This is a genomic window from Streptomyces oryzae (assembly GCF_017676365.1).
GTDB lineage: Bacteria > Actinomycetota > Actinomycetes > Streptomycetales > Streptomycetaceae > Streptomyces > Streptomyces oryzae.
Genome location: NZ_JADKMA010000081.1, coordinates 14,522 through 30,955 on the forward strand (window position 1 = coordinate 14,522; position 16,434 = coordinate 30,955).

Consider the following 16,434-nt stretch of genomic DNA (forward strand, 5'->3'; position numbering starts at 1 on the left):
CCAATTGGCTCGCCCCGTGGACCAATTGTGCCGCATTGGTTCTGTGACCTGGCCCCGGGTACGGCGAGGATCACAGCATGACCACACGACATGAGGACCTTCGCAGTCCAGCACCGGTATCGGTGCCCGAAGCCGTCGCCGCGCTTCCGGGGCCCTTTCAGCAGCGGAACCTGGCCATGGTGAACGACACCACCGTCGTCCGCCTCGCCCGGCTGGAAGGCGAGTTTCCCTGGCACTACCACGACGAGGACGAGCTGTTCCTGTGCTGGGACGGCACGTTCCGGATCGAGCTCGAGGGGCGGGAGCCGGTGGTGCTGAAGGCGGGCGAACTCTTCGTCGTCCCCAGAGGAGTGCGGCACCGCCCCGTCGCCGAGCAGACCGCCCATATCCTGCTCATCGAGCACCCGGACACCAAGCAGTACGGGAGCTGACGCGCGCCCGGCACCAACGTCTCCTCAGCGTGGTGCCGTGGCCGCTGCCACGAACATCGGCAGCGCGGGGAACAGCCGGTCGGCCTCGGCCCGGGCTCGCTGCTCGGCGATCCAGCCGTCGGTCTGCTCGCGGGTGATGGCGCCGGTGGAGCAGGCCCCTCTGCCGGCCCGGTGAGCGCGGGCAGCATCACAGGGCCGGTGAACACCCCTGTGTGCGCCTGAACCGACACCTCGGTGAAGTGGGCGCCCAGCAGCAGGTTGCGGTGCTCGCCAACGGCAGTTCGTACGCGCCCGCGACCCGGAAGTCCGCCTCCGGGAACCGGCCGCGGGCGACGGCGATCATCCGCTCGTCCGGGTCGGCGCCGAGAGCGTGCACGCCCCGCCCGGTCAGGTCCGTCACCGCGCGCCCGGCGCCGCAGCCCACGTCCACGGCGGACGATCCGGGCCGGGCCCCGAGCAGGTCGTAGCCGAGCGCCCGCAGTTCCTCGGCCAGTACGGCCGCTCCCGGCGAGCGCCGGATCCTGGGTGAGGAGGCCGCAGCGCTCCGCTCCCGGATCGCCGCCGCGCAGGCGTCCCTCGAACTCATCGAGTGCGCTCTCGACTGCGACCACGAGGACTTCACCCAGTGCCCCGACTTCCAGCGGATGCTGGCGGCCCGCATCGGCATGGAGACCACGGTCCGGTTTCCCGAGTGAGCCCACGCACCGGGGCCACCGACGGCGGCAGGAGTCTGCTCAGAATACCGACCAGTCGGTCAGCGACGTGAAGGCGTCCAGGGCCGCGACGCCGGCCACCGAGTTGCCCCGCATGTCGAGCCCGGGGCTCCACACGCACAGCGTGCACCGCCCTGGGACCACCGCGAGGATTCCGCCGCCGACGCCGCTCTTGCCCGGGAGGCCGACCCGGTAGGCGAAGTCGCCCGCCGCGTCGTAGGTCCCGCAGGTGAGCATGACGGCGTTGATCCGCTTGGCCTCGCGCGCCGGCAGCAGCCGGGAGCCGTCCGTCGCCAGCCCGTGACGGGCCAGGAAGGAACCGGCCAGGGCCAGATCGCGGCAGCTCATCGCGATCGAACACTGCCTGAAGTAGTGGTCCAGCACGGTCTGGACGGGATTGTCCAGGTTGCCGTAGCTGGCCATGAAGTGCGCCAGCGCCGCGTTGCGGTCGCCGTGGTCGGACTCGGAGGAGGCCACCGCAGGGTCGAAGGAGACCTGTGGGTTGCCGCTCTCGGCGCGCAGGAAGTCCAGCATCGTGGTGCTGGCGTCACCGGTCAGCGACTGGAGCCGGTCGGTGACCACCAGCGCGCCCGCGTTGATGAAGGGGTTGCGCGGGATGCCGTTCTCGTACTCCAGCTGCACCAGCGAGTTGAACGGAGTGCCGGACGGCTCCCGCCCCACACGCCCCCACAGGTTCTCGCCGTCCTGCGCCAGCACCAGCGCCAGGCCGAACGCCTTGGAGATGCTCTGCACGGAGAAGGGCACCTGCCAGTCGCCGACCCCGGTGACCGAGCCGTCCACATCCGCGAGCGCCATACCGAAGCCGCCCAGGTCCACCGCGGCCAGCGCCGGAATGTACCCCGCCGCCTGCCCGCGGCCGATCTGGGGCGCCACGGCGTCCGCGACCTCCTCGAGCACTGCCTGGTAGTCCATCGTCCGCGCTGCTCCTGAGCTGTCCTTGCCGTCCACACCGACCCGGCACGGGCCGCCGCCGTGAGCGGCACCTTTTCCTGCGTCGGGCCTGGTCGGAGACTCTAGCCTGGGGTGCGGGGGCCACCTCGCCCGGGACACCGGTGGCGTCGGCCAGGCCGAGTCAGGACAGCAATGCCGCGGCTGCCGCCAGGAGGTCCTGGTTGCGGCCGGTGACGTCGCGTTCGGTCAGCTGGTGCAACTCGTCCGCCTGCACACCGAGGTCCTCCAGCGGGACATCGACGTTGCCGCGTGCCCGGGTGGCGCGCCGGAGCGCCACCCGGAACCCGGCACCGCGCGGCAGCTCCCCGAGCAGCTCGGGCAGCCATACGCGCAGCAGTTCGTGCGTCCACACGTTGGCACCGCCTGCCCCGGTCCGCCACGCGGTCCCCAGCACGGGCCCGAGCCCGTTGTCCTGGAATCCGGCGGCGAAGACGTCGGCTGCCGAGTAGCACAGCGCGTCGGTGATCAGCACCTTCGGCCCGGTGTAGCGCGGCAGACCGGCCGTGACCGCTTCGGGGTCGGTGAGCGGGAAGCCCTGCGAGTGCACCTCACCCGTCTCCACGGCGGCGCGGATCGAGCTCGACCAGACGCGGAAGCCCGGGTTGGACCTGGCCAGCACGAGGGCGGCGCGCGTGGTCGGCAGCGAGAAGCTGACCGGCACGACGGGATGCCCGCTCAGCAGCTGCAAAGCGGACTCCGCCGCCGGGAGATGGCCACCGGGGTTGCCGCGGATGTCCACGATCAGCCCTCCCGCCGGAGCGCGCTCCGTGATCCGCGCCAGCTGCTCGGTGAACAGCCTGGCCCCCGAGACGTTGAACGAGAAGATCCGCAGATACCCGTACGGGCGGCCGCGCAGCCGCAGCGTCCGGTAGGCGACCACACCGCGGAAGGCGCGCGGAGAGGGGCGCCGCGCCTGGGGCGGGGCGAACAGCGCGCGCTTGATCTGCCGCGTGGCCTCGTTCCCCGCGTCGATGCCGAGGCTGGTGGCCAGTGTGGGCACCGGGTCCTGCGCGCGGCCCGCGCGCCGCTCGGCGGCGCGTACCCGCCACGGGATACGCGTCTCGCGGCGGCGCCCGGCACGGGTGCGGTACGTCAGCAGCACCCAGCGCTCGTCCGGCGGGGGACCGGTGCGCAGCGAGCGCAGCGTCAGCGACTCCAGCCCTCGCGCCAGGCGCGCGTCCGGGTTGGAACCCGCCTGCGCTGCCGCGTTGCGCTCGATCGCGCGCTCGATCGGCACACCGTTCCAGGTCTCCAGCTCGGCGCCGACGTCGAATCCCGCGTGCGCCAGCGAGCGGTCCAGTTTGGAGACGATGTGGTGCGGCGTGCCGTCCGGATCGACGTAGCGCTCGACGAGGAAACCCAGCGTCGCCACATGGCCGCGGTAGGGGTCCGGCAGCTGGTAGACCGTGTGCAGGTCCCGCAACTCCCGGAAGACACCCGCGAGTTCGGCGTGGAATTGCGGCTCGCTGAGCGGCCGCAGCCGGCGCTCCAGCAGTCGCAGGCGCTGGACCGGGTCGGTGGCGTGCATCGCGCGTTTGAGCGGAAGGTGCACATACAGCTCTTCGAGCAGCACCCGGGCCGCGGCCACCAGCCGGTAGCGGTCCGCGAGCGGCAGCGGGTCGGCGGCGGCCCGGTCCAGGAAGGCGTCGAGCCCGGTCGAGTCCGGCAGGGTGCGGGCCGGCTGCGCCACCGTCGTGCTCATGTGTAGTACTCCGCGAGGTGCTGGAGCTGGGGCACACCGCTGCGGGCCACGGCGGCGAAGTACGCGGCGTCGTGCGTCAGCGGGTCCAGGCGCGGTACGACCAGGTCCTGCGGAACCTCCGCGGCGGCGGCGAACTCGCCCACGTCGCCTTCCGGCATGTCGCCGAACAGCACGAGCGGCGCCTCGGGGTCGTCCAGCGGCCCGCCCCAGTCCGCGAGCGCGTCCTGCGCGGCCCGCCAGGCGGCCACCGGATCGGTGCGCACCTTCTCCAGCGCGCGCTTGACGCCGGGCCAGTCGAGGGTGGCGTCGCCCCGGTCCTGCTGCCGTACCGCGACCCGGCGCTTGAGTCCGGCCACCGTGAGGGTGTCGGTGTGTGTCGCACCGGCGGCGGTCATCAGCCCCGGAGTCCCGTAGAACGGCCGGCCGCGCACCAGCACCAGCCGTACATGCCGCTCGGTCGCGTCGATCACATTGCGGTATACGCCCCGCTCCGGGTCGTGGCGTTCGAGTACGAGAAGGTCAGCCGCGCTGCCCCGGCGCAGCCTGCCCACCTGCGGCCCCCAGGCGGTCGCCAGCGCATCGCCGGGGTTGGCGGTGACCATGTCGCACAGCTCCCGGTCGCTGAAGTGCCCGTCCAGCTCGTGCCGGTTGACGGCGTCGGCGACCTTCAGCTCGCCGAGCACATGCTTGGTACCCGACGGCGACCAGTCGGAGCCGAGCGCGATCCGCAGCCCCTTCCGGTCCGCGTCCACCACGTCCGTTGTCTCGTGGTACAGCCAGTAGTTGGAGAACGGCGACCATACGACCGTCCCCCGCTCCGCTGCGTCGACCGCCGCCACCGCCTCCTGCCAGGTTGCGAAGTCGCCGCCGGTCAGCGCGGTGCCGTGCACGCCGATCAGGCCCGGTTTCAGACACGGTGCGAGATCCTCGAACTCGTCGTGCACGGCCGAGCCGCGCATGCCCTCCGCGACGTGGTAGATCAGCACGCGCGTGCCGTCGAGCCGGCCGGCGCGGTTGTCGCGCAGCTCCTCGGCGTCGAGCTGGAGCGCCGCGGTCATCACCATGTCGGTGCCCGTCGGCAGCTTCTCGTTGTCGATGATCCGCAGCAGCCAGCCGTCGACGGCGCGGGTGGAGTGCGGGGCGCCCTGGATCGCCGTTGTACCGCCGACCAGTGCTTTCACCTCGACGTATTTGACCAGCGCCTCGGGCGCCGCGTGGCCGAGCACCTTGTTGGGCCAGGTGACGGAGGTGGAGTAGTCGGGCGGACGCTGCTCGCGGACCCAGCGGTCGTGGTGCGGGTAGGGCACGCCGACCGCCTCCCACAGCGGGAGCGTGTTGTACGCGATGTGATTGTGGAGGTCGATCAGACCGGGGAGGATCAGCGCCTCCGTGTCGATCCGCGGCGCGCCGGAGAACCCCGCGGGCGGATCCTGTCCGGCCGCCCGCACCGCGGCCAGCCGGCCGTCGTCGCCGACGTACACGGCGCCGGGGTCCAGGATCCGGTGCTCGTCGTCGAAGGTGACGACCGTGCCGCGGAGTACGAGCGCCATCAGTCCGGCGCCTTCCAGACCAGCGTGTGCCCGTCGTCCGGCGACGGGCGGCTGACGGAGTTCTGCGCTCCGCTCGGCCTGGCGCGCACCCACGCGTCGTCGCCCAGGAACGCGGGCGTACCGAAGGGCAGGTCGCGCCGGGGGATCGGGCTGTAGTCGGCCTCGGCGAAGTCCGCGCCGTAGTTGGCACCGCTGTTGTCACCGTCGTCGTCCGGTGTCACGACCTGCCGCAGCTGTCCAACGGCATCGTGCCAGGCACTCAGCAGCGCCTCGGGGTCGTGGCTGGAGGGATGGGGCACCTCGACCACTGTGACCTGCGGCCGTGACGTCCACAGCCGCACCGCCTCCTGGGCCATGAACCCCATGGCGACGACGGCCTGGAGCGTCGGGTCGGTCGCCCGGTCGAAGACCGCGTTGCGCCACTGCGTCTGCGCCGGTTCCGCCAGCCGGTCCTTCATCGCGAACGCCTGGCTCGGGTGCACCGCGTAGGCCCAGGCATTCAGACAGACGTAGGAGCGGGTCAGCCCCAGCTTGGTGAGGAAGCCCTGCACCCGCTGGCCGGCGTTGCCGACGAGGCTGCGCCCGGCGATCCGCTCGGTCGGCCCCGGGTCCGAGGCGACGATCAGCACCCGCGCTGAACCGTCCAGCCTGCCGCGGTAGAAGACCGGCCCCCAGTCGTACCAGAACGCGGACTCGACGGGCGGGTCGGGCACTTGCGCGAACAGCTCGGCGAACTGGGCCGTCGGCCCGCGGTCGAACTCCGGCATCCCTCAGCCGCCTCCTCGCCGTCCGGACGGAACTCGTCGGCTCCATGGATCACTCCGCCGGGCTCCGCACAAACCGCGGCAGCCGCCAACTGGCCGAGGGAGGAGCCCCGGGGACGGCCCCGGGAGCTGTTGCGTCCCCCGATCGGCTGACGGCTGCCGCCGGTTCTTGGCCCGGTGAGGGTGCCTTCTTGCCGACTGTGCGGGCTGCGGGTGCCCTCACCTCGAATGGCGGCGCCTGCTGCGGCCGGAGTGCGCGTGCTCCGGCTGCTCCTCCTGCTCCCTCTGCCGGCCGGCTTCCTCGGCGTCCCCGATGTCCTCGACACCCCGGACGCCCTCGACATCCTCGGCGGTCGGAAGGCCCGTCACCTGAAGCTCCGGCAGCACCATGGCAGGGTCGCGGAGCGGCGCCGACGGGTCCGGCGGCAGCGGACCGCCGAACGTGGTGTCCGGCTCACCGCCCCTCCCGGTGCGGGATCGCCGGGCCGCGGGCCGGAAGGTGGCGGCGACCTCCTGCTCCGGCTCACGCCGGGTGCCGGCACCGCGGGTCTCCGCCTCCTCGGCGGCGGCAGCCAGTGCGGCCTCGGCCCTGGAGGGACCCGAGTCCGGCATGGAGGCGGCCTCGGTGTCCTCGGCCTCTGTCTCGGCGGCCTCTGCCTCGGCCTCGGGCTGCTGTGCGCGCTCCAGGAAGCGCAGCAGCTCGACGGGGAAGGGGAGCACGAGGGTGGAATTCTTCTCGGCGGCGACGGCCGTGATGGTCTGCAGCAGCCTCAGCTGCAGAGCCGCGGGCTGGACGGCCATCTGCTGCGCCGCTTCGGCCAGCCGCTTCGACGCCTGGAGCTCGGCATCCGCGTTGATGACGCGCGCCCGGCGCTCGCGGTGCGCCTCGGCCTGGCGAGCCATGGACCGTTTCATGGTGTCCGGCAGCGACACGTCCTTGATCTCCACCCGGTCGATCTGCACACCCCAGTCGACAGCGGGGCTGTCGATCATCAGCTCCAGACCCTGGTTGAGCTTCTCCCGGTTGGAGAGCAGATCGTCCAGGTCGCTCTTACCGATGATCGACCGGAGGGACGTCTGGGCCATCTGGGAGACGGCGAACTGGTAGTTCTCCACCCGGATGACCGCGTCGGCCGGCTCCACCACCTTGAAGTAGACGACGGCGTCCACGCGCACCGTCACGTTGTCCCGTGTGATGCCCTCCTGGGCCGGCACGGGCATGGTGACGATCTGCATGTTCACCTTGCGCAGGTGGTCGACGAAAGGCGCGATGAGCGTCAGCCCTGGCCCCCGGATCTCGCGGCGCAACCGCCCGAAGCGCAGCACGACGCCTCGCTCGTACTGCTTGATGACGCGGACTGCTGCCATGAGCCCTATGGCGGCCAGTACGCCCACGACGACGATGACAGCTATCAGTGCTTGGAGCATGACGGCACCTACCATCCCGAGTACGGGTACTACCAGCGTAAATCGGGGCAAGGTGGGCGAGCGAGCGGGCAGCGGGACGCCGCCTGCGCGCAGTGTGACGCCTTGTGTGCGAGGCGAAAGGACGGCTGGTGGTCCGGCCGGGGAAGGTGCAGACATGGAGCCGCAGAGGGCGTTGGAGCGGATCGCGTTCCTGCTGGAGCGTGCTCAGGCGCCGACGTACCGCGTACGGGCCTTCCGCACTGCCGCGCAGGTGGTGGCCGGGCTCCCGGCGGGGGAGGCCGAGGAGCGGGCGGCGGCCGGCTCGCTGGAATCGCTCAAGGGAGTGGGCCCCCGGACCGCACAGGTCGTACGGGAGGCGCTGGAGGGCGGCGTACCGCGCTATCTGGCGAAGCTGGAGGCCGAATCGGAGCGGGAGCCCCCGCTGCCCGAGGCGGCGCGGGAGCTGCGGGCGGCGCTGCGCGGCGACTGTCATCTGCACTCGGACTGGTCGGATGGCGGCAGTTCCATCGAGGAGATGGCCGCGACGGCGAAGGCGCTCGGGCACGAGTGGGCGGTGCTCACCGACCACTCGCCGCGGCTGACGATCGCCCGCGGCTTGTCCGCTGACCGGCTGCGTGCGCAGCTGGAGGTGGTCGCGCAGGTCAGCGAGCAGCTGTCGCCCTTCCGGCTGCTGACCGGTATCGAGTGCGACATCCTGGAGGACGGCTCCCTGGACCAGGACGAAGAGCTGCTGGCCCGGCTCGACGTGGTGGTGGCCTCGGTGCATTCGGGGCTGCGGACGCCGAGGGAGCAGATGACGCGGCGGATGGTCCGCGCCGTCCGGCACCCACTGGTGAACATCCTCGGGCACTGCACCGGGAGGCTGTTGTCGGGAAGGGGCCGGCCGGAGTCGGAGTTCGACGCGGAAGAGGTGTTCGCGGCCTGCGCGGAGTCCGGTACGGCAGTGGAGATCAACTGCCGTCCGGAGCGCAGCGATCCACCGCGCCGGCTGCTGCGGCAGGCGCTCGCGGCTCAGGCGTACTTCGCCATCGACACCGACGCACACGCCCCCGGCCAGCTCGACTGGCAGCCGGGCGGCTGCCTCCGCGCCGCGGAGTGCGGCGTCCCGGCCGAGCGCGTCGTCAACACGCTGCCGGCCGGCGAACTGCTGCGCTGGGCGGGCAAGAGCCGCTGACGCGCGCCGGACGGACGAGGACTGCCGGCCGGCTGCTCATGAACAGCCATCCCGCTCATGAACAGCCATCGATCAAAAGGCCCTGCATCGCTCACCGAGCGGTGCGGCGGTCATGCACATGGATCCGCACCGCGGCGTCCGCGCCCAGTACCGGGAGAGCGCGGGCGGTGGGGGGCAGGTCGATACGGCAGAAGTAGTCCTCGCCCTCCCGCTCCACCGCCACCGGGCGCCGCTGTGCCGTGGGCAGGCCCTCGGTGATCGGGTCGAAGCGGTCGCTGGAGCCCTCGACCATGGAGTTCCACGCCGCCCATGCCCCGGCCTCGTCCCCCTGGGAGGCGGGCCCGATGTCGACGATGAGGGTGTCGCTCCAGGCCGGGACCTGCTCCAGGTGATCGGCGAAGCGGAAGTGGCCGTTGTGTCCGTCCAGTTTGAACACCCGCAGAGTGAGGCTGTAGCGCATGCGCGGGGCGGCGCTCTTGTCGGAGGGCATCCCCGGCTCGGAGTGAGCGGGCTCCAGGAGAAAGGTGCCGGCCAGCGGAACGGTGCGGTCGGGCTTCCCGTCCAGACGCCGGATCTCCTGGCTGAGCTGAATCGGGCACCAGTGGGAAGCCTGCTGTTCGCTGACGATGACCGGCAGCCCGCGGATGGCCAGGCGCATGTCCGCCTGCCACTGCTCGTCGTCCCCGGCGGCAGGCAGGCCCGCGAGACCGAGGGCGACCTGCCAGGGCCCGAACAGGAAGCGCCGCAGGTTCTGATAGCCCTCTTCGGAATTCACCTCGCCGTACGGACCGGAGTGGGAACGGTGGACGTAGGCGCGGTGAGCGCGGCGCACATAGGCGTGGTCGATGCGCACCAGGCCGTCGCTCTTGGGCCCGACGGTGAGCCGGGCGGGCCCGTAGTCCTTGGAGTTGGTGCCCACGAGACAGAAGATGTCCTCGGCCGCGAAAGCCTCCTCCGGCACGGTCTGCGGGTCGAAGCCGGACGAGCGTGGGGGAGTGTCGCCGAACCGCGCCCCGGGCTCCAGGTATCCGTACATCTTCTCCGGGGCGAAGATGTCCGAACCGGCCGGACCGAAGGTCTGCTGCGCCCAGTCGAAGGCGTCGAGCTGGAAGTCGATACCGCCGTGCGGGGTGCCGTAGGTGAAGAACTTCGCCACCAGGTCCTTCGCAGGCAGCCGGGACCGGCCGTCCTCCTGGGGCCGGAAGCAGATCTTCTGCATCATGCAGCGCACGACCAGCCCGCCCATCGAATGGGCCACGAGGTGGACCTTGGGGGCTCCGGTCTTCTGCCGGATCAGTGTGATCAGGTCGTACAGTCCGGTGGCGGCGGCCTCGATGTTGAAACCGTCGGCGGTCACCCAGTGATGCACCTTGCTCCACAGACGCTCGAACACGTTCTCGTGCGGGGGCGGAAGAAAGGTGGTCGCCGCCTGGTCGTAGAACCGGTACACCCACAGCGAGGCCGGCGGAAGCGCCGCGTCGGCCGAGCCGAGGAGGTACCGGTGCTGGTCGCCCTGCACGAGCAGCTGATAGCCCTCGTCGCCCATCAAGCGCAGCAGCGGGCCCTCGAACTGGTAGAAGTGGGGGTCGCCGTCTCCTCCGACACGCACGTGGGTGGCGCCGCGGTTGAACCCGTAGAAGGGATCGTCCACCACGTCGTCGATACCGGCCGTCGGCCCGGCGTATCCCCGTACGTAGATGATCGGCAGCTTGTCCACCCGGAACCTCCCGAAGCGCGCGACGTGGCGACGTGCTGACGTGGCGTGGAGCTACCGGAAGCGCTTCCGGCGCGGACCAGCCCGGCCCGCTCCGCAAGCGTGCCGTGCCGATGCCCGGGTGCCCCGCATCGCCGCAGCCGTGGACGGGCACACCAGTCGGATAGCGCACACGGTGGGTGCGTCACGGGCGGGACGGCCGGGCAGCTGCTCCTTCCGGGCGAGTGCGCGGTCGCCGACTCCCGGGCTCACCAGCCGGCCGGCACATGGATCGGGCTGCGCGCGGCGTGCGGTCGAGCAACCTGCCCTGGAAGCACGGCAGTTGAACTACACGCGGCGCCGACTCCCGGCTCCGTACCGGGTATTGACGTCATGGGCCGAGGGGAGGTGAGGTGGGCTCTCCCCACAGAAGTTCCCCCCACAGGAGGCCCGTTCATGGAAGGCAGCTCCACCCAACCACCCTCCCCCTCGGGCGACGAGAAAGGCCCGATACGCATACGCCCGCGCCGCACCCGCCTGGTGCTGACCGCGCTGGCGGTGGCCGGAGGGCTGGTGGCCGCCGTGGTGGCGACCCCGTCCTTCGCCGCGTACGAGGGCGACGCCAAGGCCGGCCACGGGCAGCGGAAGGCCGAGTTCACCTCGCCGTTCACCGGGCTCCCGGCGAAGGAGAACCCCGTCCTCGCGGTGAAGATCGACAACCATAAGGACGCACGTCCGCAGACGGCGCTCGAAGACGCCGACATCGTCGGCGTGGAGAAGGTCGAGGGCGGGCTCGGCAGACTGTTCGCGATCTACTCCAGCCACTACCCCGACACCATGGGGCCGGTGCGCAGCGCCCGCGAGTACAACGTCGAGCAGATGCAGATGTTCCAGCGCCCCGCACTCGCCTACTCCGGTGCGCGCAAGGCGGTCGTGGACAAGATCAAGAAGTCCCCGCTGTACGGGGTCTCGCACGACGACTTCCCCGACGTGTACGAGCGGGGCGGCGACAACGAGCCCCCGCATAACCTCTACGGCCACCCCGACAAGATCCTCGGAAAGGCGCCGAAGGCCAGCAAGGCCAGCGACATCGGCTTCCGTTTCGGTGCCGAGCCGAGTGGCGGGAAACCGACCGACGAGCAGACGGTGGACTACGGTTCGTCCCGCACCACGTTCACCTGGTCGGCGAAGGAGGGCCGGTGGCTGGTCTCCTTCGACGGCGAGCCCGCGAAGGGCACATCGGGCAAGCGGCTCGGCGGCAGGACCGTGATCATCCAGAAGACGGACATGCCCCCGGACTCCAGCGGCGAGACGCCGTACATCAAGACCGTCGGCAGCGGTGAGGCGACAGTGCTGCGCGACGGCAAGGCGTTCACGACCAAGTGGGAGCGCAAGAGCGCGACAGGCGACACCACCTACACCCTCTCCAACGGAAAGCGGATGCCCTTCCACACGGGGCAGGTCTGGCTCGCCTACCAGCAGCGCTGACCAGCGGCGCTGACCCAGCGCTGACCAGCGCCGTACCGTGCGGGCGCTCCGGCCGGATGTGCCGGAGCGCCCGCACCGGGGTGCTACGCGACGGCGCCGGCGAGCAGCCCCCGGCCGCAGGGGGCGGACTCCTTCGCGCGGCTTGAGATTCGACGCACCGGAATCGAAGCACTTCGATGAAGCTTGATAGCGTTGCGTCGCTGTGTCCGCCAGGGGTGCCCGCGCCGTGCACCGGGAGTGAGGGAGGATTCGGGGATGAGCCGGGCCACCATCTACGACGTCGCCGAGCGCGCCCAAGTCAGCATCTCCACCGTCTCGTTGGCTCTCAACGCGCCGTCGAAGGTGCGCGCCACCACGCTGAGCCGCATCATGACCGCCATCGACGAACTCGGTTTCACACCCCGCGCCGAAGCGGCGTCCCGGGCCCGAAAACGGCTGGGGCGGATCGGGGTCATGGCGCCGTTCACCACATACCCGACGTTCGCCCGGCGGCTCGAAGGCGTGCTGGAGGCCGTCAACGGCCTGGAGTACGAGGTGGTCGTCCACGACCAGATCTCCGCCGCCGCTGCCGCACCCGTGCTGGCCGGCCTTCCGCTCACACACCGGCTGGACGGCCTGATCGTCATGTCCCTCCCGCTCGCCCCCGACGTGGCCGGACGGCTGCGGGGCAAGACGCTGCCGACCGTGCTGGTGGAGCTGGCACGCGCCGAGTTCAGCAGCGTCAGCATCGACGACGCGGCCGGCGGCCGGCTGGTCGCCGAGGAGCTGACCGCCGCGGGGCACACCCGGTTCGGCTTCGTCGGCGAGACCCAGGCGGCCCCGGACTTCGCCTCGCAGTGCCAGGAGCGGCTTGCGGGCTTCCGGGCCGGGCTGCGCGACGCGGCGGGGGCGGACCTGCCGGACTCCCGCGTACGGCTGGTCGAGAACAGCGTGGACGCCGCGGCCCAGGCCGCCGGGGAACTGCTGGACGCCGAGGAGCCGCCGACGGCCGTCTTCGCCCACGACGACTATCTGGCGGCCGGTGTGCTGCGCGCCGCGCGCGCCCGCGGCCTGCGCATTCCCGGCGATCTCGCGGTGGTCGGCTTCGACGACGGCGACCTCGCCGAGGCGCTGGACCTGACCACGGTGCGGCAGCCGTTCCGGGAGTCGGGCCGCGTCGCCGCGCAGATACTGCTCGACCGGGTGCGGGAGCCGGACCGGCCGATCCAGAGCACCCGTCTCGAACTCTCCTACGTTCGGCGCGGCACGGCCTGACCCGCTACCGTACGGCCTGACCGGCGCGGTGCGGCTCCTCCAGCCGAACACCGGGCCTGTCGGCTCGCCGCTGGTCGAAGAGCCTTTCGAAGTGCTTCGATCAAAGTGTTGACTGGGGCTGCGACGGCTGCTTAGCCTTCGACGCGTGACAGTGCAGCCAACGACCGGGACCTTCAACCGGGCCCGGGCCAACGGCCGTTGGGGGACCCAGCAGCTCAGGGAACCCGAGACGGTCCTCTGCTTCGGCGACTCCGGCACCTGCGGCCCCGACGGGACCGCCCCTCGCGTACTGCTGCCGGCCCCGCCACGGCTTTCACCCCGAGGGCGAAGGAGACCGTAGGCTCGGCGAGGCCCTCGTGCCCGAGGTGCTCGAAGCCCCGGCCCGGCGGGACCGCCCGCGCACGCCCATGCCACGATCACTGCTGCTTCCCCCCCCGTTCCACCACACACCTTGGAGAGTGAGGCGTTGACCGCCGAAGCCCTGCCCGCCGAGCTCCGGCGCGCCCTCGTGCAGCTCGCCCGGACCCCGCGTCTGCTGGTCGCCAGCGACTACGACGGTACGTTCGCGCCGATCGTCCCCGATCCGGCGCAGGCCAGGCCGGTGCCCGAGTCCGTGCACGCGCTGCGCTCGCTCGCTGCGCTGCCCGCCACCACCGCTGCGCTGATCTCGGGGCGCGCGCTGCGCGACTTGGCCACCCTCTCCCGGCTGCCCGCCGAGGTGCATCTGGTGGGCAGCCACGGTTCGGAGTTCGACATCGGCTTCGTCCACCAGCTCGAGCCCGAGGCGGCCAGGCTGCGGGCCGAGCTGCAGCGTGAGCTGGAGGAGATCTCGGCGCAGGCGGCCGGCGTCACGCTGGAGCCCAAGCCGGCCGGTGTCGCGGTGCATCTGCGGCGCGCCGAGGCCGGGACGGCACAGCGGGCCCTGGAAGCGGTCCGCTCCGGCCCGGCCACCTGGCAGGGCATACACGTCACCGAGGGCAAGGCCGTCATCGAGCTGTCGGTGATAGCGACCGACAAGGGCAACGCGCTGGACACGCTCCGCCACCAGGTGGGTGCCAGCGCGGCGGTCTACTTCGGTGACGACACCACCGACGAGCGTGCCTTCGCCCGCCTGCAGGGGCCGGACGTCGGGATCAAGGTCGGTGAGGGCGACACCGGTGCCCAGTACCGCATCTCCGACGCCACCGACGTCGCCACCGCGCTCGCGTTCCTGCTGGAGGAGCGGCGTGCCTGGCTCTACGGCCAGCAGAGCCCGCCGATCGAGCGGCTGACCATGCTGGCCAACGAGCGCACCGTAGCCCTGCTGACCCCGGACGCCCGGCTGACCTGGATGTGCCACCCGGGCCCCGACTCCGCAGCGGTCTTCGCCGACCTGCTGGGCGGCCCCGGCGCAGGACACTTCTCCGTCCGGCCCCACTCCCTCGCAGGCCGCCGCGCGGCAGGCGCCGCGAACCCGGCAGGCGGCGCACCGCGCAGCCCGCTGCCGCTGGGGCAGCGCTATGTACCCGGGACGATGACCGTCGAGACCCGCTGGTCCCGTCTCCTGGTGACCGACTACCTCGAGCACGGGCTGCCCGGACACCGCACCCAGCTGGTCCGGGTGCTCACCGGCAGCACCGCGGTCGCCGTCGAGTTCGCCCCGCGCCCCGAGTTCGGCCAGGTGCCGGTACGGCTGGTGCCGGAGGCGGAGGGCCTGCGCATCCTCGGAACGGCGGAGCCGATGGTGCTGCGCTCCCCAGGGGTGCGCTGGGAGGTCACCTCCGACGGGGTGAACGAGACGGCGCACGCCGTGGTGGAACTCTCCGAAGGCCATCCGGTCGTGCTGGAGCTGCGGTGCGGCACCGACGATCTGACGGCTGCCACGACACCGGAGGAGGACCGCCGCGCGGGTGCCGACCGGTACTGGTCGGACTGGCTGAGCAAGCTCAAGCTGCCCGGCTTCGAACGCGACCTGGTGGCCCGCTCGGCGCTCACCCTCCGGGGCCTGTGCGATTCCGACACCGGCGGCATCATGGCCGCGGCCACCACCTCGCTGCCCGAGGAGATCGGCGGCGTCCGCAACTGGGACTACCGCTACTGCTGGGTGCGCGACGGCTCGATGACCGCGCAGGCGCTGGTCACCCTGGGCTCCACGGCAGAGGCCGAGGCGTTCCTCGACTGGCTGCACCGCGTACTGGACACGCTGCCAGGACCCGAGCGGCTGCACCCCCTCTACACCCTCCAGGGCACGGGGCTGGGCCCGGAGGCCGTGATCGACGGCCTTCCCGGCTACGCGGGCTCCCGGCCGGTCCGGGTCGGCAACCTCGCCGACCAGCAGGTACAGCTCGATGTGTTCGGGCCCGTGGTGGAGCTCGTCGCCCACCTGGCCGAGGCCACCGGCCGGATCCGCGACCGCGACTGGGAGCTGGTCGAGGGCATGGCCGCGGCCGTCTCCCGGCGCTGGAGCGAGCCCGACCACGGCATCTGGGAGGAGCGTGACAAGCCCCGGCACCACGTCTACTCCAAGGTCATGTGCTGGGTGACCCTGGACCGCGCGGTGAAGCTCGCCGAGATCTACGACCGCAGCGCCGACCCGTCCTGGGTACCGCTGCGGGACCGGATCGCCAAGGACGTCCTCGACAACGGCTGGAGCCCGGAAGCCCAGTCGTTCACCACGGCCTACGACGGACTCGACCTCGACGCGGCGTCCCTGCACGTCGGGCTCTCCGGCCTGATCGACCCGACCGACGAGCGGTTCGCCGCCACCGTCACGGCCATCGAGTCCGAACTGCGCAGCGGCTCGACGGTCTACCGCTACCGGCGTGACGACGGCCTGCCCGGCGACGAGGGCGGCTTCCACCTGTGCGCGGCCTGGCTGATCGAGGCGTATCTGCTCACCGGCCGCCGCACCGAGGCGGGGGAGCTGTTCCAGCAGATCGTCGACACGGCCGGTCCCACCGGGCTCCTCTCCGAGGAGTACGACCCGATCGCGGAGCGCTCCCTGGGCAACCACCCCCAGGCGTACTCCCACCTGGGCCTGATCCGCTGCGCCCAGCTGCTCGCCCGCTGACCGGTCACGGGCCGGCGCCGGGCCGCCGCTCCTTGCGGTGGCCCGGCACCGTTGTGTTCCCCCGCGGCTCAGAGGGGGCGGTCGGGGAGGCTGATCACGTGCCAGGGTGCCTGGTTCCAGGGGCTGGCGTGGTTCGCGGGGTCGAGGAGGGTGCGGAGGTGGGCGTCCGAGACGGCCTGGGGGGCGGGGAAGTTCTCGTCCGGGGTGGCGCGCAGG

11 protein-coding genes and 1 pseudogene are annotated in these 16,434 nt (G+C 71.8%); 5 read left to right on the forward strand and 7 right to left on the reverse strand.

Annotated features, from left to right (window positions below; all coding sequences use genetic code 11):
• Positions 1-77: 77 nt before the first annotated feature.
• Positions 78-431 carry a cupin domain-containing protein gene (locus ITI46_RS17315; RefSeq protein ID WP_209240466.1) on the forward strand — a complete coding sequence of 118 codons (354 nt, stop codon included), beginning with the start codon at positions 78-80 and terminating at the stop codon, positions 429-431.
• Between the two features lie 187 nt (positions 432-618).
• Here the strand turns inward: ITI46_RS17315 and ITI46_RS17320 are convergent, their stop codons facing one another.
• The 6 genes and pseudogenes from ITI46_RS17320 to ITI46_RS36055 form a co-directional block, all read right to left on the reverse strand.
• Positions 619-1,098: a class I SAM-dependent methyltransferase gene (locus ITI46_RS17320; RefSeq protein WP_247746135.1), complete on the reverse strand. Its 480-nt coding sequence runs from the start codon at positions 1,096-1,098 to the stop codon at positions 619-621.
• A 67-nt stretch (positions 1,099-1,165) separates the two neighbouring features.
• Positions 1,166-2,077, reverse strand: a complete 912-nt coding sequence (locus ITI46_RS17325) for a glutaminase (RefSeq protein WP_209240467.1) — start codon at positions 2,075-2,077, stop codon at positions 1,166-1,168.
• Positions 2,078-2,237: 160 nt separating this feature from the next.
• Positions 2,238-3,818, reverse strand: coding sequence for a S41 family peptidase (locus ITI46_RS17330; protein WP_209240468.1), 1,581 nt, complete (start codon positions 3,816-3,818; stop codon positions 2,238-2,240).
• Positions 3,815-5,368: an amidohydrolase family protein gene (locus ITI46_RS17335; protein ID WP_209240469.1), complete on the reverse strand. Its 1,554-nt coding sequence runs from the start codon at positions 5,366-5,368 to the stop codon at positions 3,815-3,817. Before ITI46_RS17335 ends, ITI46_RS17330 begins: the two co-directional genes overlap by 4 nt.
• A complete protein-coding gene (locus tag ITI46_RS17340) occupies positions 5,368-6,135 on the reverse strand; it encodes a uracil-DNA glycosylase family protein (RefSeq protein ID WP_209240470.1) in 768 nt (255 codons plus the stop codon). The genes ITI46_RS17335 and ITI46_RS17340 overlap by 1 nt, the downstream gene beginning before the upstream one ends.
• Positions 6,136-6,798: 663 nt before the next feature.
• A pseudogene (locus ITI46_RS36055) lies at positions 6,799-7,560 on the reverse strand (slipin family protein); the annotation flags it as partial.
• A 154-nt stretch (positions 7,561-7,714) separates the two neighbouring features.
• Between ITI46_RS36055 and ITI46_RS17350 the strand changes: the two are divergent.
• Entirely contained in the window at positions 7,715-8,734 is a 1,020-nt protein-coding gene (locus ITI46_RS17350) for a PHP domain-containing protein (RefSeq protein WP_209240472.1), read from the forward strand.
• 91 nt (positions 8,735-8,825) lie between these two features.
• Here the strand turns inward: ITI46_RS17350 and ITI46_RS17355 are convergent, their stop codons facing one another.
• The gene (locus tag ITI46_RS17355) at positions 8,826-10,451 is read right to left on the reverse strand and encodes an esterase/lipase family protein (protein WP_307808208.1); all 1,626 of its coding nucleotides are present in this window, start codon (positions 10,449-10,451) and stop codon (positions 8,826-8,828) included.
• A 432-nt stretch (positions 10,452-10,883) separates the two neighbouring features.
• Between ITI46_RS17355 and ITI46_RS17360 the strand changes: the two genes are divergently transcribed.
• From ITI46_RS17360 to otsB, 3 genes are all read left to right on the forward strand, one after another.
• Positions 10,884-11,915 (forward strand): DUF3048 domain-containing protein, encoded by a 1,032-nt coding sequence (locus ITI46_RS17360; RefSeq protein WP_209240473.1) that lies wholly within the window; start codon positions 10,884-10,886, stop codon positions 11,913-11,915.
• Positions 11,916-12,170: 255 nt separating this feature from the next.
• Positions 12,171-13,169 (forward strand): LacI family DNA-binding transcriptional regulator, encoded by a 999-nt coding sequence (locus ITI46_RS17365; RefSeq protein ID WP_209240474.1) that lies wholly within the window; start codon positions 12,171-12,173, stop codon positions 13,167-13,169.
• 466 nt (positions 13,170-13,635) lie between these two features.
• The gene (otsB, locus tag ITI46_RS17370) at positions 13,636-16,218 is read left to right on the forward strand and encodes a trehalose-phosphatase (protein ID WP_209240475.1); all 2,583 of its coding nucleotides are present in this window, start codon (positions 13,636-13,638) and stop codon (positions 16,216-16,218) included.
• Positions 16,219-16,434: the final 216 nt, after the last annotated feature.

Coding starts and splice junctions, on each gene's coding strand:
- ITI46_RS17330 (WP_209240468.1), bottom strand. CDS start 3,818: ATGAGCACGACGGTGGCGCAGCCGGCCCGCACCCTGCCGGACTCGACC.
- ITI46_RS17365 (WP_209240474.1), top strand. CDS start 12,171: ATGAGCCGGGCCACCATCTACGACGTCGCCGAGCGCGCCCAAGTCAGC.
- ITI46_RS17340 (WP_209240470.1), bottom strand. CDS start 6,135: ATGCCGGAGTTCGACCGCGGGCCGACGGCCCAGTTCGCCGAGCTGTTC.
- ITI46_RS17320 (WP_247746135.1), bottom strand. CDS start 1,098: ATGCCGATGCGGGCCGCCAGCATCCGCTGGAAGTCGGGGCACTGGGTG.
- ITI46_RS17360 (WP_209240473.1), top strand. CDS start 10,884: ATGGAAGGCAGCTCCACCCAACCACCCTCCCCCTCGGGCGACGAGAAA.
- ITI46_RS17315 (WP_209240466.1), top strand. CDS start 78: ATGACCACACGACATGAGGACCTTCGCAGTCCAGCACCGGTATCGGTG.
- ITI46_RS17350 (WP_209240472.1), top strand. CDS start 7,715: ATGGAGCCGCAGAGGGCGTTGGAGCGGATCGCGTTCCTGCTGGAGCGT.
- ITI46_RS17325 (WP_209240467.1), bottom strand. CDS start 2,077: ATGGACTACCAGGCAGTGCTCGAGGAGGTCGCGGACGCCGTGGCGCCC.
- ITI46_RS17335 (WP_209240469.1), bottom strand. CDS start 5,368: ATGGCGCTCGTACTCCGCGGCACGGTCGTCACCTTCGACGACGAGCAC.